Source organism: Mastigocoleus testarum BC008 (genome assembly GCF_001456025.1).
Classification (GTDB): Bacteria; Cyanobacteriota; Cyanobacteriia; order Cyanobacteriales; family Nostocaceae; genus Mastigocoleus; species Mastigocoleus testarum.
On the sequence record NZ_LMTZ01000023.1, the window covers coordinates 1 to 17,656 of the forward strand.

At 36.0% G+C, this 17,656-nt stretch carries 11 protein-coding genes; all 11 read right to left on the minus strand.

All coding sequences use genetic code 11. The features are described from left to right. Nucleotides 1-2,393 (minus strand): dynamin family protein (locus BC008_RS05155; protein ID WP_235595800.1); only part of this gene is annotated, 2,393 nt, incomplete at its 3' end. A gap of 267 nt (nucleotides 2,394-2,660) precedes the next feature. After that, nucleotides 2,661-2,855 carry a hypothetical protein gene (locus BC008_RS05160; RefSeq protein ID WP_027846813.1) on the minus strand — a complete coding sequence of 65 codons (195 nt, stop codon included), beginning with the start codon at nucleotides 2,853-2,855 and terminating at the stop codon, nucleotides 2,661-2,663. A gap of 706 nt (nucleotides 2,856-3,561) precedes the next feature. Further along, a complete protein-coding gene (locus BC008_RS05165) occupies nucleotides 3,562-4,599 on the minus strand; it encodes an SDR family oxidoreductase (RefSeq protein WP_027842860.1) in 1,038 nt (345 codons plus the stop codon). Between the two features lie 377 nt (nucleotides 4,600-4,976). After that, on the minus strand, nucleotides 4,977-5,699 hold the full coding sequence (locus BC008_RS05170) for a phycobilisome rod-core linker polypeptide (RefSeq protein ID WP_036265220.1): 723 nt from the start codon (nucleotides 5,697-5,699) through the stop codon (nucleotides 4,977-4,979). A 469-nt stretch (nucleotides 5,700-6,168) separates the two neighbouring features. After that, nucleotides 6,169-6,717 (minus strand): GNAT family N-acetyltransferase, encoded by a 549-nt coding sequence (locus BC008_RS05175; protein ID WP_027842859.1) that lies wholly within the window; start codon nucleotides 6,715-6,717, stop codon nucleotides 6,169-6,171. Nucleotides 6,718-6,896: 179 nt separating this feature from the next. After that, complete coding sequence (locus tag BC008_RS05180) at nucleotides 6,897-8,201, minus strand: hybrid sensor histidine kinase/response regulator (RefSeq protein WP_027842858.1); 1,305 nt, start codon at nucleotides 8,199-8,201, stop codon at nucleotides 6,897-6,899. Next, entirely contained in the window at nucleotides 8,198-11,017 is a 2,820-nt protein-coding gene (locus tag BC008_RS05185; protein WP_027842857.1) for a CHASE2 domain-containing protein, read from the minus strand. Before BC008_RS05185 ends, BC008_RS05180 begins: the two co-directional genes overlap by 4 nt. A gap of 539 nt (nucleotides 11,018-11,556) precedes the next feature. After that, nucleotides 11,557-12,492 (minus strand): DUF928 domain-containing protein, encoded by a 936-nt coding sequence (locus BC008_RS05190; RefSeq protein ID WP_027842856.1) that lies wholly within the window; start codon nucleotides 12,490-12,492, stop codon nucleotides 11,557-11,559. Nucleotides 12,493-12,790: 298 nt separating this feature from the next. Then, nucleotides 12,791-15,379: a CHAT domain-containing protein gene (locus BC008_RS05195; RefSeq protein ID WP_027842855.1), complete on the minus strand. Its 2,589-nt coding sequence runs from the start codon at nucleotides 15,377-15,379 to the stop codon at nucleotides 12,791-12,793. Between the two features lie 17 nt (nucleotides 15,380-15,396). Then, nucleotides 15,397-16,341 (minus strand): S-layer family protein, encoded by a 945-nt coding sequence (locus BC008_RS48055; RefSeq protein WP_027842854.1) that lies wholly within the window; start codon nucleotides 16,339-16,341, stop codon nucleotides 15,397-15,399. Nucleotides 16,342-16,381: 40 nt separating this feature from the next. Then, on the minus strand, nucleotides 16,382-17,542 hold the full coding sequence (locus BC008_RS48060) for a filamentous hemagglutinin N-terminal domain-containing protein (RefSeq protein WP_153009519.1): 1,161 nt from the start codon (nucleotides 17,540-17,542) through the stop codon (nucleotides 16,382-16,384). Nucleotides 17,543-17,656: the final 114 nt, after the last annotated feature.

Genomic DNA, 17,656 nt, shown 5'->3' on the forward strand with positions numbered 1-17,656 from the left:
AAGTCCTCTTCTAATCCTTTTGGTTGGTCATGGATACCTGAGTAACTCCTTACCCCGGAATTTTGAGGGGATACCCACAAACTTTCTTTCTTTTTCTTCACCCCACTTGACCATTGCTTAGCCATTAAGTCGGGAGATGGGAGGAACATATTAATATATTCAACCTCTCCAGTTACATCACGAGTTACTTCTTCTTGATACTCACGAGTTACAGGTTGTGTTTTTGTTCTAGTTTTTGTTTCTTTGAAACAAGAACCTTCTTCATAAGTTTCTTCATTACTTTCATATTCTGTTTTAGTGCGTGTTTCATATTCTGTTTTTTGTCCAATTACTTCTGTTTTCCTAGTATGATTTAGTTTGAAATCATATTGCACTTCGAAAAACTTATCTGGTAAGGTTGGTAAATTTTTATCTAATTTTTGTTGTAAATCACTGATTGCTGCATTTTCTAGATCGATTAAAGAAGCGAATGTTTGTTCTGATAAATGATTTTTTAATCTCTTAACTTGTTCGTCAACGAAAGATTCTAAAGCTTGTTCAAATTGTTTTGCTTTCCCTTGCAGAAAAAATTCTGCTCTTGCTGACATTGCTACTTTCATGGTGTGATACAAGAGACGAACATGACGCTCATCATGCTCTAATTCTTTTTTCCCTTTATCATTATCAGTTCTCACAGACTTTACGAAATATTCTGACTCACGAGAAAATGATTTTAATCTTCGACTCACATTATCATAGGTTTTAGCAATATCATCAGCTAATGCAGGGGATACAACTTCTTGTAATTTATCTCTTAGCTGGAAATATAATTGATTGTTATTTAAACCGTAACGAACTGGAGCGATTAGATATTTAGTCAAGTCTGCTTCTACACCAGAGACAGCATTTACGATCGAATTAAAACCTTCATATCCTTTTTCTTTGGCATTTTTTACAACTTCTAAATCTGCTTGAGGATCGTGTTTTTTCAACCCTGATATTAATTCCTCAATTTCAGCTTTAAATTCTTTGCCTATTTGCTTAACATGTTGATGAAAAAAATTACGAATATCGTTGATTTTTTCTCGTTTTCTTTTAACTTGTTCTTGATTATAAATCTTTCCTGCATCAATCAGAACGTCAAATTTTTTAGATAAAGCATTATAGTGATTAAATACTCCCATTAATGCAGGAAGTATAACTAATTCAGCAAACGAATCTTTAACTCTTTCCCGGAAACATTTCCAAAGTTCTGTACCACCACTCCACTCTAAACAATAGTGAAGAATTTTCCGCATGGTTTCATCATCGATATATTCTTCATCCTCAACTTGGTCTTCAATATCGCGAAACCACCTTTTTAAACTTTTATTTTCTTTCGTATTTAGTTTGATTAAACTTGCACAATCTTGAAACATTGCACTCAATAACTTTAAGCGGGTTTTCCCATCGATTTGTGATGGTTCGTTCAAAGCTCCCGAACCCCAAGCACATTGAGCATAATATAAAAGACGAGCATTAAAAGGAATAACATCAGGAAGTTTAGGAAGCGATAAAACCTCTTGTATTTCTTTTCTTAGCTTATTAATTCGCTCTTCTAGGGGTAAATCATCTGTACCTCGTTGATCCACCCGATTTAAGATAAAAATCATTGAGTCTGTACGACCCTGTAAATATTCAACGACTTTTTTTAATTCTTCCAATAAAAGCTTTCTGTGATTGTCATCTACCTGCATATAGTCTAAAGCTACTATACTAAAGGCTTTATTAACTTGCTGTTGAATAGTTGCTAAGTTAGTCCGGTCTTGAACTGATTTAAGTCCGGGTAAGTCAAATAATTCAATCCCTATCCCCTCCGGTAAACCTAGAAAAGAAGGATCGGAAGCAGGTAAAAGAGGAACAGAAGCAGTAACTTGTGGTGCGACATATTCCCGTTTCTTTCGCGCATCGTGATAAGAGTGCATTACTGTACGAATGCGTTGATATAAATCCTCATCACTTAATCCCGTCCATTCTCCAGTATCCCAAACAGCATCCTTAGTATCTGCAATCTTAAGTTTTCGTTGCTGAGAATGTTTAAGACTGAGAACCCCACCACTCATTTCCCCTGCTTCAATCGGTGCAATTTTCCGACCAATTAGCGCATTAACAATAGTTGATTTTCCTGAAGAGGTTGTTCCTAAAGTTGCAATCCGAAAACTAGGATTTTCTAACCTTTCTACTGCTTCTTGATAAACAGTAAAAAATTCTTTTAAGGAAGATTTGATTCCAGGGTCGGAAAAAACATCCTCTGAGGAGTTGACCAACTTAGAAATTGAGTTACCTAGTTCTTGTAAGAGTTGACGAGTGTTGTTTAACTTATAATCAATATTTATTTTTTTAGGAGTACTTCCTTGAAGTTGATTTATAATCACTTTATTATGTTTTATAAGTTACATTATTAATGTTCGTATTTTACTTCATGAATTTTGTAATTGCCTCTAAGTATTTACCCTAGAGCTTTTGAGTATTTAAGTTAAAAATAATAAATAATACTTAAGTGTATGATGTTTATTTATTACACTATTACTATAAAGTTTCTGAAACACCTTCATATTGTTCACAGCACACAAAAAATCCAGTGCATATCAAACACACTGGAAATCTCAATACAACAAGAAAAAGAAATAAGTAATAAATATTTACTCAGCCTGATTATCAACTTGAGTGCTTTGTAATTGCTGCACTTCTTCCACCATTAAACCAGTTGTTTTTGCAATTAATTCAATCGAAAGTCCTTCTTTGAGAAGGTTAATTGCTATTTTGTGAGTAGCTTCTTGACTACCTTCAGCTCGACCTTCGTCTACTAAAAGTTGATAAGTTACTGAATCGCGCATAATATCCCTTTATATTAAAAAAGGCAGAAGGCAGGAGGCAGAAGGCAGAAGTTCAATTAGATGGGGATTTAAACCCCAACTAATTGTGGACACCGTAAGACGGTGGGGTTTTAAACCCCAGTGGCGGTTAGCGCAGCGTTACGTTAGTNATTCTGCTGAAAAAGCTAGATTTCACTGGAATTATCTCATTTTAAGAAAATATCATTAATTAGGGCGTATCTTGGTGCGCTCCCATAAGTCATAAATTTATACGCTTCAGTTAAAATTGAACCATGATTATTTTTGGCATGTAAAGACCTTGCAGAGCAGTAAGGGCGTCGTTAGCATATGTAACATCCTACCAACAAATTTATACTCAAATCTTGCACTTATAAGTGCAAATGACTAAAAACAATAGTTATTAATAAGACTTTTTTTCAAGCTTTCTTCAGTCCTCTTTTAAAGGACTTTGCCTATAAGCCTGGGACTTTTAGTCCAAGGCGGTCAGTTACACTGAGTATTATTTATTCAAGCGTTTTTCTTGATGCAAGATGTGAATATAGGGGTTTTCGGTTGAGTGCAGACACCTTGTAGAGACGTTGCAGAGCCTGCGGTGTCGGCGTTAGCCTCTGCAACATCTCCACAGAATGGGAATATAAAATGTATTTGATTCAAATGGAAACCGCTATAGTCTTATCTGAACCGTGTTGGGTAATAAATAGTTATTTCAAGAATTGCGATCAAGTATTCCATAAGCAAGCAAACTCTTAGCAGTAGCGATCGCAGCTTCATCGGGAGGTCTCGGTATCCATCCTAATTCCCTTCTAGAAGTTTCATAACTAGTTCTTCTTAACTGATTGAGATCGGGTAAAATTATACGGATAGTAGGATCGAATAATGCTAAAAAACGAACCAACCAAGTAGGTGCGTGACGAGTAGGGACTTTATTTGCGTCTTTACCCAAACTGCTGCGGAGAGTTTCAGCTACTTCTTCCAACCACATGAACCCAGCACTTGCGATAAATCTACCACCTGCACCATTGGGTTTTTCCATCGCTAGTAAATGTAAGTCTGCAACATCACGAACATCTACAATTTCGTAGCCAATAGGTGGAATTAGTAGCATACTTCCATTCATCAGTCTTTTGATCAACTCTAAAGAAGTGTTAACTTTTGGCTCTAACATTGGACCCAATACAACACCTGGACATACAGTTGCTAGTTCTATAGAGTTATTTTCATTGACAAAATTCCAAGCTGCTCGTTCTGCAATGGTTTTACTTTGATTGTAAGCCGTGACTGTTTTATTACTTAGATCTGTCCAATCTTTTTCATCGTAAATATAGTCTTTTTCTCTTAAGGGAGAGCCACATACTGCAGCCTCTGAAGATGTTATAACAATCCTTTTTACACCCGCACGACTAGCAGCTTTTAAGACCCGTAAAGTACCGTCGCGGGCAGGTATTATGAGTTTATTTGGGTCTGATGGTTGGTTTAATGGTAATGGCGAAGCAACATGAATAACATATTTGCACCCTTCAACCGCAGTATCCCACCCTCGATCTGCATCCAGAGTTGCGATCGCATATTCTACATCCGCATCACCGGAACAATGTTCGTTAATTAGGGCTTTGCATTTCTCTATTCGCGATTCCGAACGCACAACTGCTCGAACCGCATAACCCTTCTTTAGCAAAGCTAAGACACAATGAGCGCCAATAAATCCTGATGCACCAGTTACCAATACGATTGTTTTTTTCTGCATAAAAACTCTCGAACTAAATTTAGTAAATCAGAAAGTTTTTTCCGAAGAGCAAATTTTATATTTACAGACAATTCATCAATCGAATGTAACAGAGCTATCTTTTTGGATTTTATTCAGAAATTACGGCAGAAATTATTCTTTAAAAATCTCTAAATTGAAAATATTTAATAGCCACATCGGTTTGGATTTTTTGTCAAAAATAATCTTTAGAGACGCGATACTATGACCTGAAGTTAGATCAGAAAGACCGCGTCTCTGTAAAAGAAATATAGACTTCACAACTCAGTTTGTGAAGTAAAGATGAAGAGATGAAAACATCTTCAACAGATATTTAAATGTGATTTGTCTAAATCGTTAACCAGTAACTGTTTAGATATCTAAAATGTACCCAATTTTGGTAGAACACCAAGTATAGGTAATAGATATACAGCAATAACCAACGCTGCAGAAGTTGCTAAAAGACCTAAAACAATGGGTTTATCAGAAAGCTCATATTTAGGTTTGAATGCAGCAGCTAAGCTAGATTTTGGTAGTTTATTACGGTAGTCTTCCCCATAACGAGCCATGCGAGCAAAGGGTAATTCACCATGAGAACGTTGAGGTAAAATACGTCGTCTTTGATAAGGAACGGTGCTATAACCAAAATTGGTCATGTACTCTTCACTATTTAGTAATTCATCAATAAAACCTCTCAGACCCTTGGTTGCTAATACAATTGACCAAGCAAGTTTTTCACGTTCATCGTAAACTTGACGACCTAAAAGACGTTGAAAACAGATTTCAACGAAACGATAGTTGTTGTTGCTATTGTAGTTTAGTCGACGAAATGGATCGGAAAGTGCTAATCCTCTGACAAAGTCTTTTACAGTAATCTGACCTGATGCAAGCTGAGATTCTAAGAATGCTTGGCGGTTACTGCTGAGCATCTGTTGCTCGTGGAATACTTGATAGTATGCAGCCCAAATTAACTCATTGATTTCTTTGGGATTATATGAAAATTCACTAGAATAAACTCTGGGTTTTTCTTCGTTTGGAATTTCATACCCAGGTACGCGTTGATTTTGACTGGAAGGAGAATAAGTTAGAAGAGGAATAGACACTCTTGTATACCTACTATTTTTGAAAACTATGGACACATTTTATTTATGAGTTCGGCAAGTAAAATTGCCGCCTTCATTTCAAACTAATGCAAATTTTGCATTCTAGTCACAATTGTTAAAGAATCTTCAAAGCCCAATTAAATAATTAAAAAAAAGATACATAATGGGCTTAAAAAAGTTTTAAATGTATACTTAAATGAATTTCTATTTTAAATAAATTATTGCTCGTATCAGATGTTCTAATTTATAGCTCCAATTTGTAGTTAGAACTTGTATAAAATTTATACAACCAAATAATAACTATTCCTTATGCGAGCGCTAATTTTAAAAACTCACAAATACCACCTCAACCAAAAAAAGTATTTTGTTATGATTTAGTACTTATTAACAAAAATTTCTTACTAAAGCTGGTACTAATTACTTTTAAACAATAAAACATTAAATATAATTATAGTTTAAGCTATTAAAATTAATTTTGCCAATCTTTACGTAGGATTGCAAGTATCACTACATCTTCAAATACACCCCACTTCTTGACCCGTTGACGTAGAATTCCTTCTCGTACAAACCCATTTTTCTTTAATACTCGACCAGAAGCTAAATTTCTTGTCATGTGATAAGAATAAATTCTGTTCAGATGGAGATGGTTGAAACAGAAATTTAATACAGGTTTTAATGCTTCAGTCATGTAACCCTTCCCCCAACATTCAACCGCTAACCAAAAACTTAATTCTGCTTGAGAATGCTCTGGCTCAATTTCTCGAATTTCAATCACACCTCTGAGGAAACTTTTCTCTTTTGGTTCAATAACAAAAGTTACAGAATTACCTGATTCAAACTCAGCAATTTTCTTGCGAATATATCTTTCAGCTTCACTATCAGGATAAGGGTAAGGAATAGAAATCATAGTATCGGCAATATCACTTATACTTATTACCTTTTGCAGAGAACGTGCATCTGACAAATATAAGGGACGCAAATTTAATCTTGTTGTCTCTAAAGTTAATTGTGCTGTCATTAACTTTATTTAAGTTGTATTTTACTAAAATACCTTATTTTTATTTCAATTCAATTTAAATTTAAAACTACATCGTTAAGTATAAAATACTTGTATCAAAATCTAACTATCGCATGATTGAATTAATTAGTGATACCGGTAAGCAAATAATTCTAAATATCGATCTCAAAATCAAAAAATTAACTAATAGGTAGGGTAACTATAAATTCCGTGCTTTGACCGGGAATTGAATATAATTCAATTTCCCCGTTGTGTTTTTCCACAACTATCTGATGGCTGATTGCTAATCCTAATCCGGTTCCTTTACCAACAGCCTTAGTAGTAAATGTTTGTTCAAAAATTTCATCCTGTAATTGAGGGTTTAAACCGATACCATTATCCTTAATGCAAATTGTCACTGTATTTTTTTCGTCGTTCACCCTTGTTTTTACAGTGATAATATTTGGATCAGCAGTTATTTCTTGATAAGAGCGATTACGATTGAGTTCTTCAAATGCATCAATCGCATTGGCAATTAAATTCATGAATACTTGATTTATCTGTCCAGGATAGCAGGTAATAGGTGGTAAATCACCATAGTCTTTGACAACCTCAATTTCAGGATGATCTTGATTACTTTTAAGTCGATGCTGAAGTAACATTACAGTACTATTAAGTCCTTCATGAATTTGAAATTCTACCTTGGATGAGATGTCAGAACGGGCAAAAGTTCTCAAAGAAAGACTAATATCTTCTAAACGGGTAACCCCGTGTTGCATTGACTTTAACAGGCTTGGTAAATCCTCGTTGAGAAACTCTAAATCAATTTTCTGCAACAATTTAGCAATACTTGGATCTAACTCAGCAAATTTTTCTTGGAAGAGGTTTAGTACCTCAAGCATGTCACTAGTATATTCTTGAACATGGAATGTATTGGCAACTATTGAGTTGAGCGGGTTGTTAATTTCATGACCTATACCTGCTACTAACTGTCCCAAAGTAGACATCTTCTCGCTTTGGATCAATTGTAATTGAGTTTTTTGTAGCTGTTCTAGAGATTTGCTTAATTCAGCAGTCCGCTCCTCCACTTTTTGTTCGAGAGTATGGGTAAGGTGAGATAAGTTTAAATGTAACTTTAATCTGGCAATTACTTCTTCCTGTTGAAATGGTTTAGTAATATAGTCAACTGCACCAATTTCTAAACCTTTTACTTTATCTGTAGTATCCGATAACGCAGTCATAAAAATTACCGGAACATCTTGAGTGACAGAATTAGCTTTAAGTCTGCGACAAGCTTCAAATCCATCAATTCCAGGCATCATAACATCCAGCAGAATCAAATCGGGTTTCGCGTATTCTGCTTGTTCAATTGCTGATTCTCCATTTGTTGCCATCAAAGCTTTCCAGCCATGACCCTGAATAGCTTCGAATAACACCTTGAGATTATTGGGATTGTCATCAACTAAAAGGATATACTTGGGCTTGGAAAGAATTTCGGTCGTCATTGGGGTGAATCCTTTAAGACAAATTGCTCGAGAAAATTACGTATTTTTCTAGTTTGGAAGTTGGATGCAAATTCTCCGATTTGTTTTGTGAAAACAATAAATTCTGTGCTCTGATTGGTAACATCTTTTAGTATTTCCTCAATAGTTGGGATATCACCCATCATTGCTAAGTGATAGAGTTTTTGCAAAATATCTTGGGATGGCAAAATCAATTGACTTTCAGCAGTTGAATTCTGGGTTTCTGTAGAAGATAATTTTGCCGATTTCGATTCCTCATAGATCCACTCAAGTTGTAGTAGAGTTCGTAGTGCATTTAGTAAATCCTCTACTTGTAGAGGCTTGGGTAAAAAGCTTTTTGCTCCTGCTTCTAGACTTTTTTGGCGTTCCGCTTCAAAAACTTTTGCACTGGAGACAATAATAGGAATTGAGTTTGTTTGGGGATTTTCATGAAGTTTAACCATAAGTTCAAAGCCATCCATATTTGGCATGACCAAATCAAGTAAAATTACGTCAGGTTGATTTTCAATTGCTAACTTTAGACCTTGTAACCCATCACCTGCTTCCAAAATACGAAAACCAATACTTTGTAGTAAATTACTTAACATGTAACAGTGGTGATTATCGTCATCAACAATAAGGATTTGAGGTGGGATACCCCGAATCCCTATAATTTTTTGTTGCGATACTACTTCTTGTGTATTCCAATCATTAACGATCGACATCGTTAAATCCAACGAAAAAATACTTCCTTCACCACAACGACTCTGGACTTTTATTTGACTACCCATCAAAGTCGTAATTCTTTGACTAATGGTTAATCCTAAACCCGTACCATCAGGACGTTTACCAATATCACCTACTTGCTCAAAGGGTTGAAAAATTTTCTCCAATTGTTCAGGTGACATTCCAACACCTGTATCTTCTATCTGAAAGCGAACGTTACAAGTGGGTAATGGATTTGTGGTGTCTCTATTTTCTATATCTTGGTTTGCTGTAAGTAAAGTTTTAGATGTAATAGTTTCAATAGTATCTACTTTAAAAATAACTCCACCATTATCAGTAAATTTAATGGCATTTCCAATCAAATTTATTAATACTTGCCGCAATCTTTTCTCATCTGCATTGACACCAGTCGGTAGATTTCGATCCAGAATTACATCAAACGAAATACCTTTCTGCTGTGCCCGAATCCGACACATCTCTGTAACCCCATTCAAAAAACCTGGTAAATGAATTTTGCTGGGAAATAACTCTAATTTACCGGCTTCGATTTTCGAAAGATCCAGAATATCATTAATTAGCATCAAGAGATGGGAACCACACTGATGAATGATATTAACTCCTTCTCGATTTTTATCTTTAATGCTTGGCGAACGCTCTAAAACCTGAGCATATCCAATTATGCCATTGAGTGGTGTGCGCAATTCATGACTCATATTGGCAAGGAAATCACTTTTGGCTTGGTTTGCAATCTCTGCAGCTTGCTTCGCTTTGAGTAACTCGTGGGTCCGTTTTTCAACTTTTGTTTCTAGGGTTTTTGAGTAGTCCAGTAATTTAGTATTAGCGATTTCTAATTGGCTATTAGTTTCTTCGAGTTTCTGCTGTTTATAGGCATTAGTTGTGGCGATCGTACTACCAATAAAAGCAATTAAAGTAGGTGTAACCGGTACTAATAGTCCATGTAAGAAACTCCAATAGTTACCACCCAGAAAGACTATACTAATACCTACGGTTGCCCAAAGTATATTGCCTCCTATGAGGAATTTTTGATTACAATTAGCACTTAAAAACCAAGTACCAACAGACCCAATAGCAGACCATAAAACGATCCAAACAAGAAAATCAATTCCAGAAAAACCTTTTAAATTAGCTGTACCAGTCCTTGCTCCGTGGATTAACTGTAAAGCAATATTAGCGTGAATAACTACACCGGGTGTCTGATTTCTCTCCGATAGCCAAGAAGAACTAAAGGGGCTACTAAAAAAATCATTAGTACTTGCAGCTGTTGAACCAATAAACACCATGCGATCGCGCATTATGTCCTTGGGAATATTTCCCTGTAAAACATCCCGCATCTTTACTTTTACAAAGGCTTTTTCTGAACCATACCAATTAAGTAAAATCTGATATCCACCCAAATCTTTATCCCGGTAACCTGCTTCCAGATTTTGTAAGGGCAGGTAGACTTGTTTACCTAACCGGAATTCTTGTCGTTGGGGGTCAATGCTTTCTAAAGTAATTCCTTCTTTTTCCAAATATTTTAAAGCAACAATGGTTCCTAATCCTGCTTTGAGAGTATCCTCTTCTTCATCAACAGCAGTTAGTAGGGCTCGTCGTACATGGAAATCGCTATCTAATACTAAATCAGCTAAACCTACTTGCTCTCGTTTTTTTAATTCTGGTGGTGGTTTAACTCGCTCTCCTGTAATTTTTTCAACTCCAAATAAATTTGGAGTGCTACGAAAAACTTGTACGAGTTCCTCTTTTCCTGCTCCTTCTGGTAAATCTCGATATATATCTAGACCAATGGCGCGGGGTTGCTGTACGCGGATTTTTTTTAATAATTGAGCAAGGGATTGGTCTGAAACTGGCCATTTACCTACAAATTGAATATCTTGCTCATCAATAGTGACAATTACAACTTCTGGAGCTAATTTTTGTGTTGAGCGCCAGCGAAAAAATTGATTTTGGGTTGCCCATTCAGCTAAGTTAAATAGTCCTAATCCCTGTCCAACTAAAACGACAATAGCAACACTTGGGGTAATAATAAAAATGCTGCGAGTTTTTCTAAATAAAGCTTTAAATTTCTGCCACATACATCTATTTCGAGCAAGGAACAGTCAAGTTCATAACTGTAGAGATGAGACATATCCCGTCTCTGAAAAAATAAAATATATATCCTAGAAATATATGTCCTAGAAATATATATCTCTAACACTGCCCATACATTACTGAGCATTTTTTATACTAAATCCGGTTTGATTACCCCTTTTTATAACGAGAGAGGGAAGTGTGGGGAAAATCCCAAAAAATGTAAAGGGTTTTAAGAATTGGATTTAGTATAAATATCTGATTTATTGTTGCTAGTTGATCGTCATACAGTTTGTAGTTTTGGAATTCTAAATTCTTACAATCTCTCCTCAAATTATTGAATCACTTGAAGAGAATAAAAATTGCTGAAATCTTTCCTAGAAGGATATAAAAAACTTTTAGCAAAATATGCAAGAAGCGATTAAATCCCTTGTCGTGGGTATAGTTTTAATGTGTGCTACTGAAATTTATTGATTTGTGAACTTGTAAACTTATGAACTTGAAAACTTGAAAACTTTAAAACTTGAAAACTTGAAAACTTGAATTAATTATTTAGGGCTACTATGGGAGCCTTATCAATATCTTTTAATTCAACAGAACCTAACAATTCTGACCAATGTTTATCTAAGATTTTATCATTAGGTTTTTTAACGCGCAGTTTTGCTAAAATTTCAATGCAGTCATACCATACACCATGTTTGCCAAAAGCTATTGCTTGTTTAAGACCATCTTTGTCTTCTATAGCCTGTAACAATTCTGAACTTGGTCGAATTCGCTTGATCCAACCGTTAACGTAAGGCGTCCTGGGGGTAAGCCTATTGTTAACTTTTAGTGCCAAAAACCATTCGTAATTCTGTTCCAGCTCTAAATTTGTGGGAATTTTTACAGAAAGAACTTCAGCCTTACCTGAAACTGGAATTTTCACATGATGTAAGGTCTTACCAGTAGCATTTTTAAAACTAAAAATTGCTTCTCGTGCTGTAGACTCAGGTAAATAAACAAAAATGTTGGGGTTTTCAGAGACTGTTGTACCGAAAAAAGTTTGAGGTAAAAGCGGTAAAATTGTCCGGGGAGAAATTACACTAGCTTGAGGATTGATATTTTGAGAAGTAGAAGATGTTTTATCACCACGAGATCCTCCTCCTGTTCCAGATTTAGGAGTTTCATTTCCTGGTTTTGGGGTAAATAAATCCCCACGAGACGCTCCTCCTACACCAGATTTTGGAGCTCCATTTTCCCGTTTAGGAGTAAATAGACTACCTCGAGAACCACCACTATAAGTTCGACTAGGAGTTTGACGTTGAGGAGGTGGGACAAATTTTACATCTCCACGGGATGCTCCTCCTTTTGCTTCCCTAGGGGTACCTTCCTCAGGTGGTGGTTGAAAGATAACGGCATAAGCACTTTTAGAATATGTCCATATAAAACTACTTAAAAAAGTACATACACTTAAAGTGCCAAGAAATATTTGTTTTTTCATCACTTACACTCATAAATTCAAAAAAGACTAGTAGAAAAGGAAGTATTAGATTATGGATTGATAGATTATGGTTATCGAGCGTAATATCTGGAGTTGTGAAGTTTTAAGTTATGAGGTTTAAGATTTTTATCTCTTGAAATCTACTAATATTGTAGAAATGTTTATTTCTCAAGTCCGCCCAGAGATTACTTACATTTTTTGAAGACTGTTTAAATTTATATTTAGAAAGTTACAAAAATCTGTTTAGGATATATTTTTTTAGTTTTTTGAAAATGTAAATTTGCAAATTTAATAGTAACTACTGCCAATTACCAACTAAAACAAAAGCAGACCAGAAAAATGGTTCTTTAAATTTTGTTTTTTGAACTACGTCAATTTGAGCTTGTCTGAGCGCTTCTGCTTTATTCGTTCCAGGTTGAAGAAGTTTTCGATAGAAGTTTGTCATCAAAGATACAGTTGCTTCGTCTTTCACGGGCCACAAAGAGGCTATAGTTGAACGTGCGCCAGACTTTACCGCTAAGCCTGCTAAACCTAAAACAGCACGTTTATCTCCAGCAGCAGTGTCACAAGCACTCAAAACCAATAGATCGATATCTTTGGAGTTACGAGCTTGACGATTTTGTAGTAGCTCTGATAATTCTTTAATATTTATTTGCTCATCCCAGGTCAATAAAAATGTTTGGTCCAAATGAGAGCTAAATTGTCCATGAGTTGCTAAATGGACTACATTTGCAGGACTATTCTTCATTTTTTCTCCTAACTTTGACTCTGTTAACTTTGAGTTGAGCAAAATGGAGGAGGAAGGAAGCATGTGAGAAATTTTTGTGACTTCAGATTTGACTCCGGGGAGTGGAGAAAAACCGTTACGGGCTTCACTTATACCGGCAACTACTGCATTGATATTTTTGGATTGTAAGGAGTTTGCTGCAATTAGTTGTAAACCTGGGGATAAGGTAACAGCATACTTCTCGATTAGATACTTTTGACCATCATAAAGGGCTGACATTGGTATATTTCTTAGTATTCCATCTAACACAAATACCAGTGTCTTAGTTGACTTAAAGGTTTGAGTATTTTCTACTGGGCTGACTAGCCAATTGTATACTTGTTTTGATAAGTGATCGCGTTCTTGAGCATCAGAAATTGGACTTAAACTCGCAAGTAGCTGATTTAGAGTCTCCTCAACTTCTGCTTGAGGCTTACGAGTAACAGCATACTGTAATGGTTGTCCTGCGGTAGAATAGATAACAGCAAGGCGATCCGGTAAGATAATCGGATAAACAACCGTGGCAGTAGGATCTATCGTGTCAATATGCTCTACTTTGTCTAAACAGGCTTCTCGTAAAAAGTTATCTAACTCGGTGATTTGCAAGGATTCAATTAAATTCCGAGCCTCAATTAGACTAGCTTGATCGGGTTCTTTTTCTAGTAATAGTCCTACTAATTCTCGGTATACAGGTTCTACACTTTCACTGAATGATAACTGTACATCTGGGTTAACTGCAACTAAATCCCCCCGAATTGCTTTCAGAGCATCTACAGCTTCTCTATAAGTTGCGATCGCTTCTGTTCGGTGATTTTGTTCTTTATATAAACTTCCCAGTTGCCAAGCAGCCTGAGAAACTATATCCTCCGCTTGGAGTTGACGAGCAATATTCAAAGATTTTTGAGTTAGATTTTGTGCTTCGAATAATTGATTTGTTGATTTATATAATTTTCCCCATTCTTTCAGAGCATAGGCTTCTGTTCGCAGATCTTGAATTTCTCGCGCTCCTTGAACTGTCTGGGCAAGCACTTCTCCTAAATCCTTAATAGGTATAATACGGGAAGACTTATTTTGTGTATTGTTTTCTAATTTATTTAATGTGGTAATAAAATTAATTTTGTTATTAAGAGATATGTGACTGGGTGGAAGTTTCTGGAGTTGTTGCCATATTTGAGGAGCTAGGCCAACTGCATGATCATTGACATTATAATCAACAAAAAGCTTAAAGCGTCGTAGGCGTGCTTGTAATTTTTCTTGAGAAGTATTAGCTGCTTTTTCTGCTTGTTCAAAATAACTCAATGCAGTATCAGGATCTTTTAAATAAACTGCAGCTTGACCTAATGTTTGCAAAATACTAGTAATTTCAGCATCTGCATTAATCCTTTTAGCTGTTTTTAAACTTTCTAACAGAATATCTTGACTTTCTTGAGAAAGACCTATCAATTGTAAAGTAACGCCAAGCGATCGCAAACCGCTCACTTTAATGTGAGAATCTGGTATTACCATTAGTTGTTGGTTAATCTCTTCTAGCTGTTGTCTGGAACGACGATAAAATCCCAAACTTTGTAATGCTTGTGCTTGGTTGATTTGACTGCCTAAACTCCCCTGTTTATCCCTAGCTTTTTCATAATATCTTTGAGCTTTTTGCCAGTTTTCTAAAGCAATTTGGGGCTTACCCATATGCAGTTGCAAACTAGCTTGAGTGTTTAGTACCTGTGCCCAAATAATTGGGTTTGTCTTATGTTTCGTCTGTTGCAAAAGCTCTAAGGCTTTTTTGACTGATTGTTCTGCTTTGTAGAACTGGTTAAGCTCTTTTTGTACAAGAGAAAGGTAACTCAAACTCAGGATCTGATTCGGCTGATCGCGTTTATTTTGATATTCTTCTGCAGCCATTTGCCAAATATTAGCAGCTTCTGTAAAATTTCCTCGATGGTAAAGGTTTCGTCCTTTTTCTAATAGATTTACAGTTCCACTATTGAGAGTGATATTTGCAGTTGAAGAAACCCCAATAGAAGCTTGCACTGCTGTAAATTTCCAAGGTAGAAGCAGAAGAAATGCCAGACAAAAACCTAATAAGCCGAGACTGACATACAAACGGCGTTGTTGAGAAGAAGAAATCATAGTCCTGATAACTATAACTATTGATTATTGACTGTTCGCCGAACAGAAGCACAGGTTGTTGGGACAGTGTTAAATTTATTATTCCCAAAATTAGCTGGAGCTATCAGTTCGATTTCTCCCTTGGAATTACGTATTAAATGGGAGGCTTCCACAATTAATGTTTGACTTGATTCTTGGTTAAATTTTTGACTTGATTCTTGGTTATTAGTTGTAGCTACTTTACTACTTACTTGACCGTATGCAGACAAATTGCGAATATCCGACCAAGGACGATTGATGCTGACTTGTCCGTTAGGATTTTGGGGTATTCCGCCTCGACCAGTAATGATAAAGCTGTTATCAAATGTACCAGAACAACCTTTTGCCATCTCTTGCGATGAGTCTACCAATGCTGTAGGTAATTCTACTATACCAATACTGGGATCAACGCCAAAATTATTAATATCTACCGTACCATTGACACCAAATTTTGAACTAGCTGTGATATCACTTTCTGGAGTCAAGCGAGAGCGAAATTGTAAACCGAAGATACCTTGAGTAGTGATGTCAATATTACCACCATTACCTTCAACTGCGTTAGCGATGATATCGCTGTTTTCCAAACCAATAATAATTGGGGAATTTATGGTGATATTACCACCATGGGCTGTGTTAGTGGCATTGGTAGTAATTCTGCTATTGTTATGTAACTCAAGAAATTGAGCATTTAACTGAATATCACCTCTGTTTCCTGCAGCTGCTTGGGCTTCTATGCGACCTTGGTCGCTTAAATTAATCCGGTCAGCGTTAATAGTTATATTACCAGCGCCCCCTCCATCAGAACCACTTACATTGATTCTCGCCAAATTATTAACACGCAAACTTTCCGTATTAATTATGATATTTCCTCCATTTCCAGTCGCTGCTCCCACAGATGCAGTAGAGATGCTGGTAGCAAAAGAATTAATACCAGTTATTTCCATATCCCGTGCTTGAATTTTGATATTACCTGCATTACCTTGACTAAATGTGCTGGCTGTTGGCTGTTATTTGTCCTCCGCCCACAAGTCGCAAATCCTCTGTTTTAACCTCGACATTACCCCCATTTCCACTAGCTCCAGCAAAGACGATAGCAAATAGACCGCTAGGAATTATATTGGTTTTGCTAGTGATTGCTGTTAGTGATTCTGAAGCATGAACGTAAATAGATCCTCCTGGTAAATCATTTTGAGTACTCGCTGTAACAGGAGAAGCATCAGTAATGGTAATTTGTTTACCTTGAATTTGAATTTCTCCACTATTAGTGTTAAAAACTGAGGAAGCTTGAGTTATGTTGATATCTTCAAACTTACCAATACTTTCGTAGCCCAAAACAAAACCTGAGTTACTTGGATTTAAAGTTATAGTTTCGTCAGCACTGATGCTACCAATTTCGATACGTCCCCCGAAGCCAGTAATATTACCTCCTTCCATAGATACTTTAGAACCAATTAATGCTAAGGTTTGATCAGGTAGAGCAAGTAATCCCAAAGGTCTATTGCTTGCATCAATTATTCCGGTTGTGGGATCTACAATAAGATTGTGACCAGGGCCTTGGACTTCAATTTTGCCCGGATTCGCTCCGGTTTGTAAACCAGTTGGGATGCTAATAGTTAGTAATGGCGGTGTATTTCCTTCGGTGGCACTAAAACTAGTGGTATCCTCAAACAAAATGCTATCTGCAGTTGAAGCAATAAACGATCCCCCCACATTCAAAACAGCATTTTCACCAAAAATAATCCCTGTTGGATTAATAAAAAATAAATTAGCTTTACCGTTTGTACCTATTAGCCCGTCAATATGAGAAATATTACCACCAGTCACACGACTGAAAATATTTTTAATCTCTGCTGCATTACTAAAGAAAGCTAGACCTTTGTTAGGAACAGAGAATTTACTGAAACTGTGAAATAGATTATTTCCTATGCGAGTGCCATTAGTAATCGTAAAATTATTTCCATTGGGAATAACAGTGGTATTTGTTGTTTCATCAGATATTATCTCTGCTTTCGCAATGGGTGGGGAAAACGCACATATCGGTAAAAAAAGGCTTGAAGCTAAAATTTTGATCGCTAAACTAGAAAAAAGTGCTATTCGTTTCTCACTTACAGCTTTTTCTATCCCTCTCATCTTGCAAATACTCATTTGGTTCTAGATCTAGCTTTCCCCATTTTTTGATAGATTAAGATCTAATTATGAATCTATGTAGGAATGAGAATTCAATAATCCGTAATTCTTAAATTTGGAATAGTAAGTTAC